12 protein-coding genes are annotated in these 15,824 nt (G+C 69.4%); 5 read left to right on the forward strand and 7 right to left on the reverse strand.

Translation table 11 applies throughout. The annotated features are described in order from the left end of the window. Nucleotides 1–82 precede the first annotated feature (82 nt). A complete protein-coding gene (locus tag B4920_RS13095; protein WP_079435139.1) occupies nt 83–2,008 on the forward strand; it encodes an AsmA family protein in 1,926 nt (641 codons plus the stop codon). Nucleotides 2,009–2,016: 8 nt separating this feature from the next. Here B4920_RS13095 and B4920_RS29495 read toward each other — a convergent pair whose 3' ends face one another. The 5 genes from B4920_RS29495 to B4920_RS13115 are packed head-to-tail and all read right to left on the reverse strand — an operon-like array spanning nt 2,017 to nt 5,531. Then, nucleotides 2,017–2,514: an Lrp/AsnC family transcriptional regulator gene (locus B4920_RS29495; protein WP_161493300.1), complete on the reverse strand. Its 498-nt coding sequence runs from the start codon at nt 2,512–2,514 to the stop codon at nt 2,017–2,019. Further along, complete coding sequence (locus tag B4920_RS29500) at nt 2,511–3,002, reverse strand: Lrp/AsnC family transcriptional regulator (RefSeq protein WP_161493301.1); 492 nt, start codon at nt 3,000–3,002, stop codon at nt 2,511–2,513. Before B4920_RS29500 ends, B4920_RS29495 begins: the two co-directional genes overlap by 4 nt. After that, nucleotides 2,999–3,988, reverse strand: coding sequence for an Lrp/AsnC family transcriptional regulator (locus B4920_RS13105; RefSeq protein ID WP_079435141.1), 990 nt, complete (start codon nt 3,986–3,988; stop codon nt 2,999–3,001). The genes B4920_RS29500 and B4920_RS13105 overlap by 4 nt, the downstream gene beginning before the upstream one ends. A 14-nt stretch (nt 3,989–4,002) precedes the next feature. Further along, entirely contained in the window at nt 4,003–5,181 is a 1,179-nt protein-coding gene (locus B4920_RS13110; RefSeq protein WP_088179460.1) for a cytochrome D1 domain-containing protein, read from the reverse strand. 2 nt (nt 5,182–5,183) lie between these two features. Next, nucleotides 5,184–5,531, reverse strand: coding sequence for a cytochrome c (locus tag B4920_RS13115; RefSeq protein ID WP_079435143.1), 348 nt, complete (start codon nt 5,529–5,531; stop codon nt 5,184–5,186). Between the two features lie 145 nt (nt 5,532–5,676). Here B4920_RS13115 and B4920_RS13120 point away from each other — a divergent pair, with 145 nt between their 5' ends. Beyond that, nucleotides 5,677–6,267: a YigZ family protein gene (locus B4920_RS13120; RefSeq protein ID WP_079435246.1), complete on the forward strand. Its 591-nt coding sequence runs from the start codon at nt 5,677–5,679 to the stop codon at nt 6,265–6,267. An 80-nt stretch (nt 6,268–6,347) separates the two neighbouring features. On the opposite strand, the gene B4920_RS13125 is transcribed toward B4920_RS13120, so the two are convergent. Both B4920_RS13125 and B4920_RS13130 read right to left on the reverse strand, forming a co-directional pair. Next, nucleotides 6,348–6,662 (reverse strand): c-type cytochrome, encoded by a 315-nt coding sequence (locus tag B4920_RS13125; protein WP_079435144.1) that lies wholly within the window; start codon nt 6,660–6,662, stop codon nt 6,348–6,350. A gap of 62 nt (nt 6,663–6,724) precedes the next feature. Beyond that, a complete protein-coding gene (locus B4920_RS13130; RefSeq protein ID WP_079435145.1) occupies nt 6,725–8,446 on the reverse strand; it encodes a nitrite reductase in 1,722 nt (573 codons plus the stop codon). Nucleotides 8,447–8,598: 152 nt separating this feature from the next. Here B4920_RS13130 and cobA point away from each other — a divergent pair, with 152 nt between their 5' ends. From cobA to B4920_RS13145, 3 genes are all read left to right on the forward strand, one after another. Further along, on the forward strand, nt 8,599–9,504 hold the full coding sequence (gene cobA, locus B4920_RS13135; RefSeq protein ID WP_216819871.1) for a uroporphyrinogen-III C-methyltransferase: 906 nt from the start codon (nt 8,599–8,601) through the stop codon (nt 9,502–9,504). A 270-nt stretch (nt 9,505–9,774) separates the two neighbouring features. Beyond that, nucleotides 9,775–13,155, forward strand: a complete 3,381-nt coding sequence (locus tag B4920_RS13140; protein ID WP_079435146.1) for a DUF2126 domain-containing protein — start codon at nt 9,775–9,777, stop codon at nt 13,153–13,155. A 138-nt stretch (nt 13,156–13,293) separates the two neighbouring features. After that, on the forward strand, nt 13,294–15,822 hold the full coding sequence (locus B4920_RS13145) for a circularly permuted type 2 ATP-grasp protein (protein WP_079435147.1): 2,529 nt from the start codon (nt 13,294–13,296) through the stop codon (nt 15,820–15,822). The last annotated feature ends 2 nt before the right edge of the window (nt 15,823–15,824 follow it).

Here is a 15,824-nt window from a genome sequence, read left to right on the forward strand (position 1 = left end):
GGCGGTGGCGTGACGGTTCCTGCCGCGCTGTTGCGGTGCGAGGCCCGGCGTGCCCGGGCGGGGCAGGACGGAAGGAGTTGAAATGACGGACGCAGGACGTGAGGATCCGCCGCCGCGTCGCCGGAAGCGTTGGCGCGGACTGGTGGTGTTGGCCCTGGCGGTGCTGGGGATGGTCCTGTTCGACTGGAACATGCTGCGCGGGCCGATCGGCGAGATGGTGTCGGCCCGCCTGGAGCGCGGTTTCCGCATCGCCGGGCCGCTGGACGTGGAGCTGTGGAGCCTGACGCCGTCGCTGTCGGCCGGCGACGTGCAGCTCGACAACGCGAGCTGGGGCAAGGCGCCGCAGATGCTCACCGTGCGGGAGCTGACGGTGAGCGTGGACCTCATCCGCCTGCTGCGTGGCGAGCTGGTGCTGCCGCGGCTGGAGATCGACGGGCCGCGTCTGCAACTGGAGGAGGATGCCCACGGGCAGGGCAACTGGCGGCTGGGCGCCCATACCGATGCGGCGCCGGTCGCACCGCGGCTGCGTGTCGGCACGCTGCTGATCCGCGACGGTGAGGTGTCGGCGACGCTGCCGTCGCTGCAGACCGACCTGCAGCTGAGCATCGCCTCCGACGTGGTGGCCCGCCGCGTGCGTTTCGGCCTGGCCGGCCACTGGCGCGGCCAGGCCGTGCAGGCCGACGGCCAGGCCGGCAGCCTGCTGGACCTGGAACGCGCCGACCAGCCTTACCCGGTCGAGGCCAAGGGCACGGTGGGGGCGACCCGCTTCACGCTCAACGGCCGCGTTGCCAACCTGCTGGCGCTGGCCGGGCTGGACGTGGATTTCAGCCTGTCCGGGCGCAGCCTGGCGGAGCTCTATTCGCCGACCGGGGTGCCGCTGCCGGCCACGCCGCCGTTCCGGCTGGCGGCGCGCCTGTTCCATCAGGACAAGACCTGGACCTTCCGCGACATCGACGGGCGGGTTGGGCGCAGCGACATCGCCGGCACGCTGAACATCGACCGCCGTGCGCCGCGCCAGCGCATCGCCGGCACGCTGCGCTTCCGCCGCCTGGACCTGGCCGATCTGTCCGGCTTCATCGGCGCCCGCCGCGAATCCGGACAGGCCGTCGCGCCGCGGCCGGGCAAGGTTTTGCCGTCGCGGCCACTGGGTCTGGAGAAGATCGCCGCGGCGAACGTGGACGTGGAATTCGTCGCCGACGAGATCCGCAACAGCGGCCTGCCCCTCGACACGGCGGCGGGCCGGCTGCGCATCGACGACCGGCTGGTCAGCCTGTCGCCCCTCAAGCTGGGGCTGGCCCACGGCCGGGTAGAGGGTTCGCTCGAGCTGGATGCCCGCCAGGCCGTGCCGGCGGCGCGTCTCGACGTACAGGCCGCGCGCCTGCGTCTGCGCGATCTGATGCCGGCGGAGGATACCCGCAAGCTCACCACCGGCCTGCTCGGCGGGCGGGCCAAGTTGGCCATGCGCGGCGTGTCGGTGGCCGAGCTGCTGGGCAGCGCCAACGGGGAGGCGGCTTTCGTGATGAATGGCGGCAGCACCAGCCTGTTGCTGGTCCGCCTGGCCAACCTCGACGTGGCCAACGGGCTGATGGCCTGGCTGGCCGGCGGCCAGCGGGAGGAGATCCGCTGCGCGATCGGCGACTTCCGCGCCCAGGCCGGCGTGCTGACGACCCAGAACCTGCTGATGGACAGCCAGCGCATGCTGATCCGCGGCGAGGGCACGATCAGCCTGCGCGACGAGGCCCTCGACCTGCGCCTGCGCGCCGCCGGCAAGGACGGCAGCCTGCTGGCCCTGCGTGGGCCGTTGAAGGTGGAGGGCAGCTTCGCTGCGCCGTCGGTGACGCCGGAGCCGCTGCCGCTGGGCGGCCGCATCGCGGCCAGCGTGGGCCTCGGCCTGGTGTTGCCGCCGCTGGCCCTGCTGCCCCTTGTGCAGATCGGCGAAACCGGCAACGGCGACAGCCCCTGCGGGACGATGCTCGCGCGGGTCGGCGCAAAGCTGCGCCAGCCCTGACGGCCGCTTCAGCCGTCGCCGCCGATGCGCAGGCCGGTCTTCTTGAGGATGGCGCTGGAGAACAGTACGTCGCGGGCGCGGCAGGCGGCGCCGAGCAGTGTGGCGATCTCCTCCACGTGGGCCAGCACGGTGTCGCGGTCGCGCCCGTGCACCATTGCGAACAGGTTGTAGGGCCAGTCGGGCAGGGCCCGAGGACGCTCGTAGCAGTGGGTCACGAAGTCGAGGTGGCCGACGGCTTCGCCCAGCTCGCCAATGCGCGCGTCGTCCACGTCCCATACCGACATGCCGTTGGCGGTGTAGCCGAGGGCGTAGTGGTTGGGCACCGCGCCGATTCGGCGGATGCGGCCGCCCTGCAACATGGCGGCAAGGCGCGTCTTGACCAGCGCCGCGTCGACGCCGAGCTGTTCGGCCAGCACGTCGTAGGGGCGCGGTACCAGCGGCAGGCCGGCCTGGGTGGCGATGATCAGGCGGCGCTCGAAATCGTCCGGCGGCAGGGCGCTGCTCATGCCTTCAGCCTCATGTCCACAAAGAACTCCCGCAGTTTGGGAAAGGCGAACACCGGCAGGCCGGTGGCGGCCTCGATGCGCGCCGTGGCGGCGGCGATGCCGTCCGGCGTTTCGGTGGCAAGCACGAACCACATGTTGAGGCGGTGCTCGCGCCGGTAGTTGTGGGCCACCTCGGGTAGCGCATTGACCGCCGCGGCGACCTCGTCGAAGCGTTCTTCCGGCACCGCCAGCGCGGCCAGCACGAAGCGCCCGCCGAGGCGTTCGATCTGGAACATCGGCCCGAAGCGCGTCAGCACGCGGGCGTCGAGCAGGCGCTGCAGGCGGGCGAGGAGTTCGGCCTCGGTGGTGCCGAGTTGGGCGGCGACTTCCCGGTAGGGCTCGTCGCTGATCGGAAAGCCGCCCTGCAGCGCGTTGATGATGCGCCGGTCGAGTTCGTCGAGGACGGCCGGTGGCGGACGGCGGGATGAGGCGCTCGAAGGGGCGTTCATGCGGCGGCGAGCCCCTGCGGCGCTTGGTAGCGGGCGCCGCACTGCTTGTAGCAGTCGGTGGAGAACAGCACCGCGTGCGGGAAGGCGGCCAGACCGACGGCGTCGGTCAGCTCGGCGCGGCGCGCTTCGACGGCGGGGCGGGATTGACCGTGGATCATGCAGAACAGGTTGTAGGGCCAGTCGGGGGCGGTGCGCCGACGGTAGCACAGGCTGACCCCGTCCTGGCCGGCGAGGGCGTGGCCGAGGGCGCTGACCTGCGCGTCCGGCACCGCCCACACGCACATCGCGTTGGCCTGCCAGCCCAGTTCCCGGTGCCGTACCACGACGCCGAAGCGGCGCAGCGTACCGTCGGCGAGCCAGCGTTCGAGCGTGGCGAGCACGGCGTCTTCGCCGAGGCCGGCGGCGTGGCCGAGGGCGCGGAACGGCCGGGCGACCCACGGCAGGCCGTCGTGCAGGGCATCCACCAGGCGCCAGTCGGCGTCGCTCAGCGGCTGACGCGGGCCGGCCGATGTGGCGTGACGGGTGCGCCGGCCACTGGCCAGGTCGAAGCCCAGATCGATGTGGAATTCCTCGAGCAGCGGCAGGGCGATCGGCGGGCAGCCGGTGGCGGCGCCCATCTCGGCCAGCAGCACGGCCAGCGCGGCCTCGTCGTGGGCGCTGGCGACGAACCACAGGTTGTAGCGGTGCTCGCGCCGGTAGTTGTGATTGACGCCGGAAAAGGCGCTGACGATGCGCGCCACGCGGGGCAACTCGTCGACCGGCACGGCCATCGCGGCGAGGGTGCTGGCACCGAGGCGGCGCGGCGCGAACACCGCGCCGACCCGGCTGATCTTGCCGGCGTTGCGCAGGCAGGCCAGGCGCGCCATGGTCTCTTCGGCGCTGCAGCCGACCTGCGCGCCGACGGCAGCCCAGGGCTCGGGGGAGAGCGGAAAGCCGCGCTGGAAGTCGTTGAGGAGCTGGAAGTCACGCGGGTCGGCGGCGATCATGGCGGGGCTCCGTCTCAAAAGCCGATGCGCTGGGCGCGGGACGTGAAGAAGATGCCCGACGGCGCGTCGGCCGGCAGTTCCTTGCGCACCGCGAAGCTGGCGGTGTCCACCACCGTGACCCGGTTGCTGTCCCGCGAGGACAGCCACACCTCCTCGCCGCGCGGCGTGAATTCCAGGTGCAGCACGGCCTTGCCGGGGCTGAAGGTGTGGATCACGCGCTTTTCGACGGTGTCGATGACCTGCACCCACTCGTTGTCGGGGAAGGCGAAGTTCACCCACACCTGGCGGCCGTCCGGGCGCGCCATCACGAACACCGGCTGGCCCTTGACCGGGATGCGTGCCGTCTCCTGCCAGCTGCGGGCGTCGGCGACCAGCACCTCGTGGCGGCCGACGGCGGGCAGCCAGGCCTGTCCGGCGGCCAGGGACCAGCCGCGCAGGTGGGGCATCTTGAAGACCGGCAGCTTCTCCTCGCCGCGGCCGTAGCCGGACAGGATCTTGCGGCTGCCGGCTTCCGGGTGCCACAGGTCGAGCAGGGAGATGCCGTCCTCGCCGAACAGGCCGGCCAGGAAGTAGCGGCCATCGGGCGTGACCAGCCCGTCGTAGGGCTGCTTGCCGGCCGGGTAGCGGGTGGTGATCGGCTTGCGCGGGTCGCTGAAGTCGCTGACCCAGATCTCGTTGGCGTCGAACAGGGCGTAGGCGAAACGCTGGCCCGGCACGTCGGCCAACCCGACGACGCGGGAGAACTTGCCCGGCGCGTATTCGGCGGGGACCTCGGCGAGCAGTTCCAGCGTGTCGGCGTCGAAGGCCTTGATGCCGCCCGGCTCGTAGTTCTGGGCGACCACCAGGCGGCCATCCTGGGACACCGAGCCGCCGATGGAATTGCCGGCCTGGATGATGCGCCTGGCCATGCGGCGGGTCAGCAGGTCGACCTTGGTCAGCCCGCCGTCGCGGCCGAACACGTAGGCGTAGCGGCCGTCGCGGGAGAAAACGACGTGGGCGTGGGACAGGTCGCCGAGGCCGTCCACGCTGCCGAGGCTGCTGTCGTGGCTGTGTTCGACGATCTGCACGCGACCGGCGGCGCGTTCGATGACCACGCCCAAGTCGCCGGTGCCGCGCAGTTCGGTGGGCGCGCTGGCGCAGGCGGAGAGGGCAAGGGCGGCCGCGAGGGTGCTGAGGGAGGTGAGGAGGCGCATGGTCATTGCAGGCTCGGGAAGCCTTCCTTCAGGCGGGCGACGATCCAGCTGGCCTCTGCTTCGTCCATGAAGCGGTTCCAGCCGGGCATCGCGGTACCGGGGCGGCCGTTCAGGATGGTGGCGACCAGGGCTTCGTCGGGCAGTTCGGCGAGGCGTTCCGGCAGCAGGGCCGGGCCGAGGCCGCCGGCCAGGCGCATGCCGTGGCAGGAGCCGCAGTCCTGGCGGACCATGTGCACCAGCGTCTGCTGGCGCTCCGGCGTCGGTGCCGGCTCGGCGGCGGGGGCGGCGCTCACCGCCAGGGCGGTCAGGCCGAGCAGTACGGCCACGTGGATCAACAACGAGCGGTCCATCGCAGAACTCCTTTTGACGACGCCCTCACAGTAGGTTGACGCGCCGGCAGGGTCATTGATGGGCATCAAGAAGGCCGGGCCGCTGGGCGCCCGCCGACGCTTGGCCTTATCCTTGCGCCCCGTCCCGCCGCTTGCCCGCCGTCCGATGCCTCAGACCCTCGCCGCTGCTGCCCACAGCGAACTGCTGATCAAGAAGAGCCGCTTCCTCGGCTGCGTGCAGCCGATGGGCGATCGTGCCGAGGCCCAACGTGTGGTGGCAGTGCTGAAGGCGCAGCATCCGGGCGCGGCCCACGTGTGCTGGGCCTTGCTGGCGGGCGGACAGTCGGCCGCGGTGGACGATGGGGAACCGAGCGGCACGGCCGGGCGGCCGATGCTCGACGTGTTGCGCCATCAAGATCTGGAAGGCGTGCTGGCGACGGTGGTGCGCTACTACGGCGGCATCAAACTGGGGGCTGGCGGGCTGGTGCGGGCTTATACGGACAGCGTGGCGCAGGCGCTGCTGGTGGCGGAGAAGGTCGCCATCGTGCGCTGCACCTCCCTGCGTTGCGTGGTGCCCTATGCGCAGGAAGGACTGGTGCGGCGGGCGCTGGACGGCGCCGGGGCAGTGCTGCTGGGGGTGAGCCATGGCGAGCAGGTGGAATTCGCCTTCAGCCTGCCCGTGGATGCGGCGGCGGAACTGGTGGCCTGCCTCGACGAGGCCTGCCATGGGCGTCTGGTGTGGCTGGGGGAGGATTAGAAGTACGAGCCGCGAATGAATGAGGGGGACGCATGCATGCGTCCCCCTCGCATAACCCCATCCCCGGGTTACGAGACTGCTCAGCCCTTCAGGACCCAGCCCAGCACGTCCTTCAGCTCGGCGTCGCTGATCTTCTCGGCCGGGTTCGGCGGCATCGGGATCTGGCCCCAGTTGCCGGCGCCGCCCTTGCGGACCTTGTCGGTGAGCTTGGCGACGGCGTCGCCCTGGCCCTTGTACTTGGCGGCGACGTCCTTGAAGGCCGGACCGACCAGCTTCTTGTCCATCGAGTGGCAGGCCAGGCAGCCGGCTTTCTGGGCCGACGCAGCCGGGTCGGCGAAGACGCTGCCGCTGGCGGCGGTGGTCAGCAGGGCGAGCAGCAGGAAGCGTTTCTTCATTTCTTGTCTCCTGAATGAAGGCGCCGTCACCCGGAGGCTCCGGGGGCGGCTGGACACGATGCTCAGTAGATGTCGTGCTGGGTGTTGTAGACGTTGAAGTGGCCGGTCGGCGTGACGATGCGCGGGTCCTTGATGACGTTCTTCAGCTTGAGGGTCTTGTCATCCACGACGACGATCGCCGATTCCTTGTTCTTGGCGCTCCACACCGAGAACCACACTTCGTCGCCCGCCTTGTTGTACTCGGGCTGCACCACACGCTTGGCGCCGTCGTCCTTCAGGCCGGCCCATTCGCCGATCGGCAGCGTCTTGTAGCCGGCCGCCAGGTTGTTGACGTCATACACCACGATGGACTGGGAAATCGCCGGATCCGGGTTCAGCGGGGCGTCGGAGTACAGGTGCTTGGACTTCGGATGGCTCTTGATGAACAGCGCGCCTCCGCCCGGGCCCTTCAGCGACTCGACCATCTTCCAGGCGTACTGCGGGTGCTTGGCCGGGTCGGTGCCGATCAGCGCGATGCTGTCGTCGCCGAGGTGGCCGGTGGACCACACCGGACCGTACTTGGGATGGATGAAGTTGGCGCCGCGGCCCGGGTGCGGGATCTTGCCCACTTCGATGAGGCCGGCCAGCTTGCCGTCCTTCATGTCGATCGCGCCGATCTTGTTGGACTGGTTGGCGGCCACCATGAAGTAGCGCTTGCTGCTGTCGAGGCCGCCGTCGTGCAGGAACTTGGCGACCGGGATCTCCTTGGTGGAGATGGTGTTGAGGTCGGTGTAATTGACCAGCAGGGTCTTGCCGGTTTCCTTCACGTTGACCAGGAACTCGGGCTTGTAGTGGGACGCCACGATGGAGGCGACGCGCGGCTCCGGATGGTATTCCTGGTCGCCGACGGTCATGCCGCGGGTGGCCATGATCTTCAGCGGCTCGAGGGTATCGCCGTTCATGATCACGTACTGGGGCGGCCAGTAGGAGCCGGCGATGGCCAGCTTGTCTTCGTAGCCCTTGAACTTGGAGGTCTCGACGGAGCGGGCCTCGAGGCCGGTGCGGATCTCGGCGACGTTGTCCGGCTTCTCCATCCACAGGTCGATCATGTTGATCTTGGCGTCGCGGCCGATCACGAACAGGTAGCGGCCGGAGGCGGATACGCGGGAGATGTGCACCGCGTAGCCGGTCTTGACCACGTTGATGATCTTCTTGGTGTCGCCGTCGATGAGTGCCACCTCACCCGTGTCGCGCAGGGTGGTCGAGAAGATGTTCTCGATGTTGTAGCTGTTCATCTTCTTCTTCGGCCGCTGTTCGGGCGGCACGATGACCTTCCAGGTCGCCTTCATTTCCTTCAGGCCGTATTCCGGCGGCTGCGGAGGCGTCTGCTGGACGTAGCGGGCCATTAGGTCGACGGTGGCGTCGTCGAATTCACCGGAGGTGCCCCAGTTGGGCATGCCGGCGGGAGAGCCGTACTTGATGAAGACCTTCAGGTAGTCGGTGCCGGCGGCGAGGGTCTTGTCCGGCGTCAGCGGCTTGCCGGTGGCACCCTTGCGCAGCACGCCGTGACAGCCGGCGCAGCGTTCGAAGTAGATCTGGCGCGCTTTGTCGAATTCCGCCTTGCTCATCGGCGGCGCCTTCGGGTTGATGTCCTGGTACATCTCCACGTCGGCCAGCGGCGAACCAGCCGCCTGGTACTTGGCGGCGGGGTCGTTCGTCGATGTCTTCGGCTCTTCGGCGAAGGCTTGTGCCAGGGCCAGCGGCAGCAAGGCCGCGGCAATCGCTCCGGTTTTCCACATACTCATCGTGCATCTCCCTTTATGAACCCAACGAGCGGCCTATCCCGCTTGCGGCGAAGAGTGCGCTTCCGGGCTATTCCCCTTCCTTGACTCGGGTCAAGTTCGAAAAAGGTGGCTGGCTGATAGATTGCGGTCGTCATGATTCCGGGAGTTCCGCCATGCCTCCGTCCACCGTTGCCAGCTTCGGCCTGCCAGCCGCCGGCACCCTGCGCGCCTTTGTCGATCAGCTCGTCGGTGGCCGCGGCAGCGCTCCGGCCGAGACCTTCCAGCCGCTTGCCGGCGGCATCCGCCCGACGGGGCGGGTGGCGCTGGTCGGCGCCGGGCCGGGCGATCCAGAGCTCTTGACGCTGCGCGCCGCGCGGCTGATCGGCGAGGCCGACGCGCTGGTGGTGGATCATCTGGTCGGCGATGGCGTGCTGGACTTCGCACGGCCCGATGCCGAGCGTATCTACGTCGGCAAGGAGGCCGGCCAGCACACGCTGCCGCAGGAAGAGATCAACCGCCTGCTGGTCGAGCTGGCCCGCGACGGCCGCCGGGTCGTGCGCCTGAAGGGCGGCGACCCCTTCATCTTCGGGCGCGGCGGCGAGGAACTGGAAGAACTGCTGGCCGCCGGCATTCCCTTCGAGGTGGTGCCGGGCATCACTGCCGCTTGCGGCGTGGCGGCCTACGCCGGCATTCCGCTGACCCACCGGGATTACGCCCAGTCGGTGGTGTTCGCCACCGGCCACCGCCGCGCCGGCGAGTCGGCGCTGGACTGGACGGCGCTGGCGCGCCCGCATCAGACCGCGGTGATCTACATGGGCGTCGGCATGCTGCTGTCTCACTGCGCGGCGCTGATCGCCCACGGCCGCGATCCGCAGACGCCGGCGGCGCTGGTCGAGAACGGCACCACGCCGCGCCAGCGCATCGTGACCGGGGCGCTCGAAACCCTGCCGGACAAGGCGACGCTGGCCGGCATCCGGCCGCCGGCGCTGCTGATCGTCGGCGAGGTGGTCAGCCTGGCTGGCAAGCTGGCCTGGTTCGACGGCGCGGCCGCGGGGGCTGGGGCCGCGGTGATGGCTTAGCCCAACGGGGCGGGTTGCTGGGGCATCCGTGGGGGCGGATTCTTGTGGGATATGCACATCATTGGTGCATATCCCGGTGTCCATTTTGGTGCATGTAACGGGGCCTGCTGCCTGGCAGGCACTCCTGATCCCCGTTTTGATACTCCAAAAGCCCTTGTTGGGCGCTGGATCGCAACATCCGTGCAACGGGCGCGGCGTAAACCGATTGGCGTGAAGCTTGCTAAGTCAGACAACAAGTCTGCAAACCGCGCCCCAAGAACGGAGTATCCCGTGACCATCCATGTTGCCCTCAATCACCTGACCTCCTACAAGTACGACCGGCCGATCAACGTCGGCCCGCAGGTCGTCCGTTTGCGGCCTGCTCCCCATAGCCGCACGCGCATTCTGTCCTACTCCCTGCGCGTGCTGCCCAAGCCCCATTTCATCAATTGGCAGCAGGATCCCCAGGCCAACTACCTGGCGCGCCTGGTTTTCCCGGAGAAGGTCACCGAGTTCAGCGTGGAGGTCGACCTGGTGGCCGAGATGTCGGTGATCAACCCCTTCGATTTCTTCCTGGAGCCGGAGGCCGAGAACTTCCCCTTCGAGTACGCCGGTGCCCTCAGCCACGAGCTGGCCCCGTACCGCCTGAAGGAAGAGCTCACGCCGGAGTTCAAGAAGTACCTGGACGGCATCTCCCGCGACAAGGTTCGGGTGGTGGACTTCCTGGTCAAGCTCAACGCCGACCTGCAGAACCACATCGGCTACGTGATCCGCATGGAGCCGGGCGTCCAGACGCCGGAGGAGACGCTCACCAAGCGTACCGGCTCGTGCCGCGACTCGGCCTGGCTGCTTGTCCAGCTGCTGCGTCATCTGGGCCTGGCGGCACGCTTCGTGTCCGGCTACCTGATCCAGCTGAAGGCCGACGTCAAATCCCTCGACGGCCCGTCCGGCACCGAAGTGGACTTCACCGACCTGCACGCGTGGACCGAGGTGTACCTGCCCGGCGCCGGCTGGGTCGGCCTCGACCCGACCTCCGGCCTGTTCGCCGGCGAAGGCCACATCCCGCTGGCCGCCTCGCCCGATCCGTCGTCGGCGGCGCCGATCTCCGGCCTCATCGACGAGTGCGAGTGCGAGTTCGAGCACCTCATGAAGGTCACCCGCGTGAAGGAAGCGCCGCGGGTCACCAAGCCCTACACCGAGGAGCAATGGGCCGAGATCGAGGCCCTCGGCCACCGCATCGACGTCGACCTCGACGCCAACGACATGCGCCTGACGATGGGCGGCGAGCCGACCTTCGTGTCCATCGACGACCCGGACGGCGCCGAGTGGAACACCGAGGCGATGGGCCCGACCAAGCGCGTCCGCGCCGAAGACCTCTACCACCGCCTGCGCGAGAAGTACGGCCCCACTGGCCTGGCCCACTTCGGCCAGGGCAAGTGGTATCCGGGCGAGCAGCTGCCGCGCTGGTCGCTGACCTGCTTCTGGCGCAAGGACGGCCAGCCGATCTGGACCAATCCGGACCTGATCGCCGATGCCTCGACGCCGGGCGAAGTGGACGCCGCCCAGGCCAACGCTTTCCTGGCCGGCATCGCCGAACGGCTGGCGCTGGACCCGCGGCGGGTCTTCCCGGCCTTCGAGGACGCCTTCTACTACCTGTGGCGGGAGCGCCGCCTGCCGGGCAACGTCGATCCTTTCGATGCGCGCCTCGACGACCCGCTGGAGCGCGACCGCATCCGTCGCGTCTATGAACATGGCCTGCCCAACCCGGTCGGTTACGTGCTGCCGGTCAGCCTCAACAGCTACACCGGCGAGTGGCAGACCGGGCCGTGGTTCCTGCGTGACGAACGCTGCTACCTGATTCCCGGCGACTCGCCGCTGGGTTACCGCCTGCCGCTGGATTCCCAGCCGTGGGTGGCGAAGGGCGACTATCCCTACGTCAATCCGCCGGATCACCACCAGGTCTTCCCGCCGCTGCCCGAGTACGCCGCCATCCGCCGCCAGCTGCCGGGTGGCCAGACCGCCGTGCTCAACGCGCTGAAGGACGGCGAGGCCGGCTTCGGCTCGTCCGCCGCGGCGCGTGCTGCCGCTGCGCTGAAGGCGGCCCGCGACGCCGAGAAGCTGAGCCCCACCGACCGCCGGCCCGAGCCGTTCAAGTCCGCCGACTGGATCGTCCGCACCGCCATGTGTGCTGAGCCGCGCAACGGCACGATGCACATCTTCATGCCGCCGCTGTCCAGCCTCGAGAAGTACCTGGAGCTGGTCGCCGCCATCGAGGCGACCGCCGAGGCCCTCGGCACGCCGGTCGTCATCGAAGGCTACGAGCCGCCGTCCGACCCGCGCCTGACCCACTTCCGCATCACCCCCGACCCCGGCGTGATCGAGGTGAACATCCACCCGTCGCGCAACTGGGAAGAGCTGGTGGACCGCACCACTCACCTCTACGAGGCAGCCCACTACTCGCGCCTGACCACCGAGAAGTTCATGGTGGACGGCCGCCATACCGGCACCGGCGGCGGCAACCACTTCGTGCTCGGCGGCGCCACGCCGTCCGACTCGCCCTTCCTGCGCCGGCCGGACCTGCTGCGCAGCCTGATCTCCTACTGGCACAACCACCCGAGCCTGTCCTACCTGTTCTCCGGCCTGTTCATCGGCCCGACCAGCCAGGCGCCGCGCATCGACGAGGCGCGCAACGACTCGGTGTATGAAATCGAGACCGCCTTCCGCCAGTTTCCGAAGGCCGGCGAGGAGGTGCCGCCGTGGCTGATCGACCGCCTGCTGCGCAACCTGCTCATCGACGTGACCGGCAATACCCACCGTTCCGAGTTCTGCATCGACAAGCTGTACTCGCCGGACGGCCCGACCGGCCGCCTCGGTCTGCTCGAACTGCGCGCCTTCGAGATGCCGCCCCACGCGCGCATGTCGCTGGCCCAGCAGCTCCTGCTGCGCGGCCTGCTGGCCCGCTTCTGGGACAAGCCCTATGCGCCGGAGCGTCTGGTGCGCTGGGGCACCGAGCTGCATGACCGCTTCCTGCTGCCGCACTTCGTCGAGCAGGACTTCAACGACGTGATGGAGGACATGCAGGGCCACGGCCTCGACTTCAAGCCGGAGTGGTTCGCGCCGCACCTGGAGTTCCGCTTCCCGAAGATCGGCGACTTCGCGGTGCGCGGCATCCAGGTCGAACTGCGCAGTGCCCTCGAACCCTGGCATGTGATGGGGGAGGAAGGCGCCATCGGTGGCACGGTGCGCTTCGTCGATTCGTCCGTCGAGCGCCTGCAGGTCAAGGCGACCGGCATGTCCGACGACCGCTTCCTGCTGGCGGTAAATGGCCGCACGATCCCGCTGCAGCCCACTGGCACCGTCGGCGAACACGTCGCCGGCGTGCGCTACCGGGCCTGGCAGCCGCCGTCCTGCCTGCACCCGACCATTCCGTCCCATGCGCCGCTCGTCTTCGACCTGGTGGATACCTGGACCGGCCGTTCCCTCGGCGGCTGCCAGTACCACGTGTCGCATCCGGGCGGGCGCAGCTTCGAGACCTTCCCGATCAACGCCTTCGAGGCCGAGAGCCGCCGCCTGGCGCGCTTCTTCCGCATGGGCCACACGCCGGGCGAACCGGCGGTGCAGGTCTCGCCGGTGGAGAGGGAGTTCCCCTTCACGCTGGATCTTCGGCGCTGAGGGCGGGCCGGCCTCCCCAGGGGGGCCGGTTTTGCCGGGGGCTCCTCCCCCCGGGAAGCCCGCACGCTTTACCAAAATCAACAACTTCCGTGCCGTCTGCGGCACGGTCGGCCGGTCGGTGTGTGCTAGTTTCGCAAGATGCCCAGCTCAATCCTTGCCCATTACCCCTATCGACCGGACAGTTACGACGAATTGTTCGGCGAGGATGGGGTGCGCCCGCACTGGCAGGACTTCCTCGACCACATCGACGAATCCAGCGCCGACACCCTGAAGGTGCGTGCCGCCCAGCTCTCCCGCGGCATCCAGCAGAACGGCGTCACCTACAACGTGTACGCCGACCCCCGCGGTGCCGACCGCCCGTGGTCGGTGGACCTGCTGCCGCTGATCCTGCCCGCCGACGAGTGGCGCGGCATCTCGGCCGCCATCACGCAGCGCGCCCGCCTGCTCAACGCCCTGCTCGGCGACCTCTACGGCGCCCAGACGACGCTCTCCGAAGGCCTGCTGCCGCCGGAGCTGGTGTATGGCCACAAGGGTTTCCTGTGGCCGTGTTCGGGCCTCAAGCCGCCCGGCGGCGCCTACCTGCACCTGTACGCCGCCGATCTGGCCCGTTCGCCGGACGGCCGCTGGTGGGTCATCGCCGACCGCACCCAGAGCCCGTCCGGTGCCGGCTACGCGCTGGAGAACCGCCAGCTGGTGTCGCGGGCCTTCCCCGACCTGTTCCGCGACATGCAGGTGCGCAGCCTGTCGGGTTTTTTCCGCGGCCTGCAGCGCAGCCTGGCCAGCCAGGCGCCGACCGACGGGGAGCCGCCGCTGACGGTGCTGCTGACGCCGGGCCCTTTCAACGAAACCTATTTCGAGCACGTTTACCTGGCCCGCAACATGGGTTTCCCGCTGGTCGAGGGGCAGGATCTGACGGTCCGCAACGACACGGTCTTCCTGAAGACGGTGTCCGGCCTCAAGCGGGTGCATGCGATCCTGCGTCGCCTCGATGACGACTTCTGCGATCCGGTCGAGCTGCGCGCCGACTCGGCCCTCGGCGTGCCCGGCCTGCTCGGCGCGGTGCGTGCCGGCAAGGTGCTGGTGGCCAACGCGCTGGGCAGCGGCCTGCTCGAATCGGCGGCGCTGCCGGGCTTCCTGCCGGGCATCTGCCGCCACCTGCTCGGCGAGGAGCTGGCCATGCCGTCGGTGGCCACCTGGTGGTGCGGCGAGGCGCCGGCCCGCAAGGAGGTGCTGGAGAACTTGCGCAGCCTGGTCATCAAGCCGACCTTTCCGGGGGGCGGCAACGAGATCATCTTCGGCGACCAGCTCGCCGAGGACCAGTTCGACGAGGTCGCCCGGCGCATCGAGGCCGAACCGTCGGCCTTCGTCGCCCAGGAACTGGTCAAGCTGTCCCGTGCGCCGGCCTGGGGTGGCGGCCAGCGTCGCAAGCTGCTGACCCGCTCGATGGGCCTGCGGGTCTATGCGGCGATCACGCCGGAAGGCTACAGCGTGCTGCCCGGCGGCCTGGCGCGCATCGCCGGGGTGGACAACACGCGCATCCTGACCATGCAGAAGGGCGGCAGCAGCAAGGACACCTGGGTGCTGTCCGATGGCCCGCTGGCCAGCTTCAGCCTGCTCAACAACAACATCCGCGTCAGTGACCTGATCGAGGAAACCGGCGCCCTGTCGTCGCGCCTGGCCGAGAACCTGTTCTGGTTCGGGCGCTATGGCGAGCGCTGCGATTCCGTCGCCCGCCTGGCCCGCCTGGCCTTGTTGCGGCTGTCGGAAGGACGGCGCTCGGAGCGCGTCGGGGCACTGACGATGATGCTCGAACTGGCGGAGGGCGCCGGCCTGGTGGAGTCCCGGGTGACCAAGCTGCCGATCGCCAAGGCCGAGCTGGACCTGTTCCGCGCGGTGCTCGACCGCCGCTCCGACAGCGGCCTGGCGGCCAACCTGCAACGCCTGACCTGGTGCGCCACCCAGGCCCGCGAGCACCTCTCCCTCGACCACTGGCACGCCCTCAAGCGCCTGTCCGCGGAGCTGGAAGATGCCCGCGCCAGCGTCAGCGACGTGTCGGCGCTGCTCGAATTCCTCGACGGTGCGCTGACCACCTTCGTGTCCCTGTCCGGTTTTGCGATGGACAACATGACCCGCGATACCGGCTGGCGTCTGCACATCGTGGGCCGCCGCGTCGAGCGCCTCGACAACCTGGCCCGCAGCCTGGCCCGCTTCCTGCGCAGCTATGGCGACATCAACGGCCCGCTGCAGCGGGAGCTGGCGGTGGAGGCCCTGCTCGAGCTGTGCGACTCGATCATTACCTACCGCACCCGCTATCGCGCCCAGCCCGAGCTGTTACCGGCCTTGCACATGCTGACGACCGACGATGGCAACCCCCACTCGCTGGCCTTCCAGGTGCGCATGCTCGGCAATTACCTGGCCCGCTTCGAGGCCGAAGAGAAGGTGGACCTCGGCGTGGTCGAACTGGAGGCCTGCTTCGCAGCGATCCGTACTTTCCCTTGGGGGCGCCTGGAGGCGGTTTGTCCGGCCCTCGAGCGGGTAGACGCCAGCCGGCAGCTGGCCGACCTCTTCGACCGCCTGGGCGCCGCCGGCCGTACGCTGTCCGATCGCCTGGCGATGCGTTTCTTCAGCCACGTCGGCCAGACCGGCCAGGCCACCTTTGCCGCCTGAAG

It is taken from the genome of Zoogloea sp. LCSB751, assembly GCF_002028455.1.
Lineage (GTDB): Bacteria > Pseudomonadota > Gammaproteobacteria > Burkholderiales > Rhodocyclaceae > Zoogloea.

Bases quoted from the DNA above. Each gene is read 5' to 3' on its own strand.
- B4920_RS13105 (WP_079435141.1), bottom strand. From the start codon at position 3,988: ATGATCGCCGCCGACCCGCGTGACTTCCAGCTCCTCAACGACTTCCAG.
- B4920_RS29500 (WP_161493301.1), bottom strand. From the start codon at position 3,002: ATGAACGCCCCTTCGAGCGCCTCATCCCGCCGTCCGCCACCGGCCGTC.
- B4920_RS13110 (WP_088179460.1), bottom strand. From the start codon at position 5,181: ATGCGCCTCCTCACCTCCCTCAGCACCCTCGCGGCCGCCCTTGCCCTC.
- B4920_RS29495 (WP_161493300.1), bottom strand. From the start codon at position 2,514: ATGAGCAGCGCCCTGCCGCCGGACGATTTCGAGCGCCGCCTGATCATC.
- B4920_RS13130 (WP_079435145.1), bottom strand. From the start codon at position 8,446: ATGAGTATGTGGAAAACCGGAGCGATTGCCGCGGCCTTGCTGCCGCTG.
- cobA (WP_216819871.1), top strand. From the start codon at position 8,599: ATGCCTCCGTCCACCGTTGCCAGCTTCGGCCTGCCAGCCGCCGGCACC.
- B4920_RS13145 (WP_079435147.1), top strand. From the start codon at position 13,294: ATGCCCAGCTCAATCCTTGCCCATTACCCCTATCGACCGGACAGTTAC.
- B4920_RS13125 (WP_079435144.1), bottom strand. From the start codon at position 6,662: ATGAAGAAACGCTTCCTGCTGCTCGCCCTGCTGACCACCGCCGCCAGC.
- B4920_RS13120 (WP_079435246.1), top strand. From the start codon at position 5,677: ATGCCTCAGACCCTCGCCGCTGCTGCCCACAGCGAACTGCTGATCAAG.
- B4920_RS13115 (WP_079435143.1), bottom strand. From the start codon at position 5,531: ATGGACCGCTCGTTGTTGATCCACGTGGCCGTACTGCTCGGCCTGACC.
- B4920_RS13095 (WP_079435139.1), top strand. From the start codon at position 83: ATGACGGACGCAGGACGTGAGGATCCGCCGCCGCGTCGCCGGAAGCGT.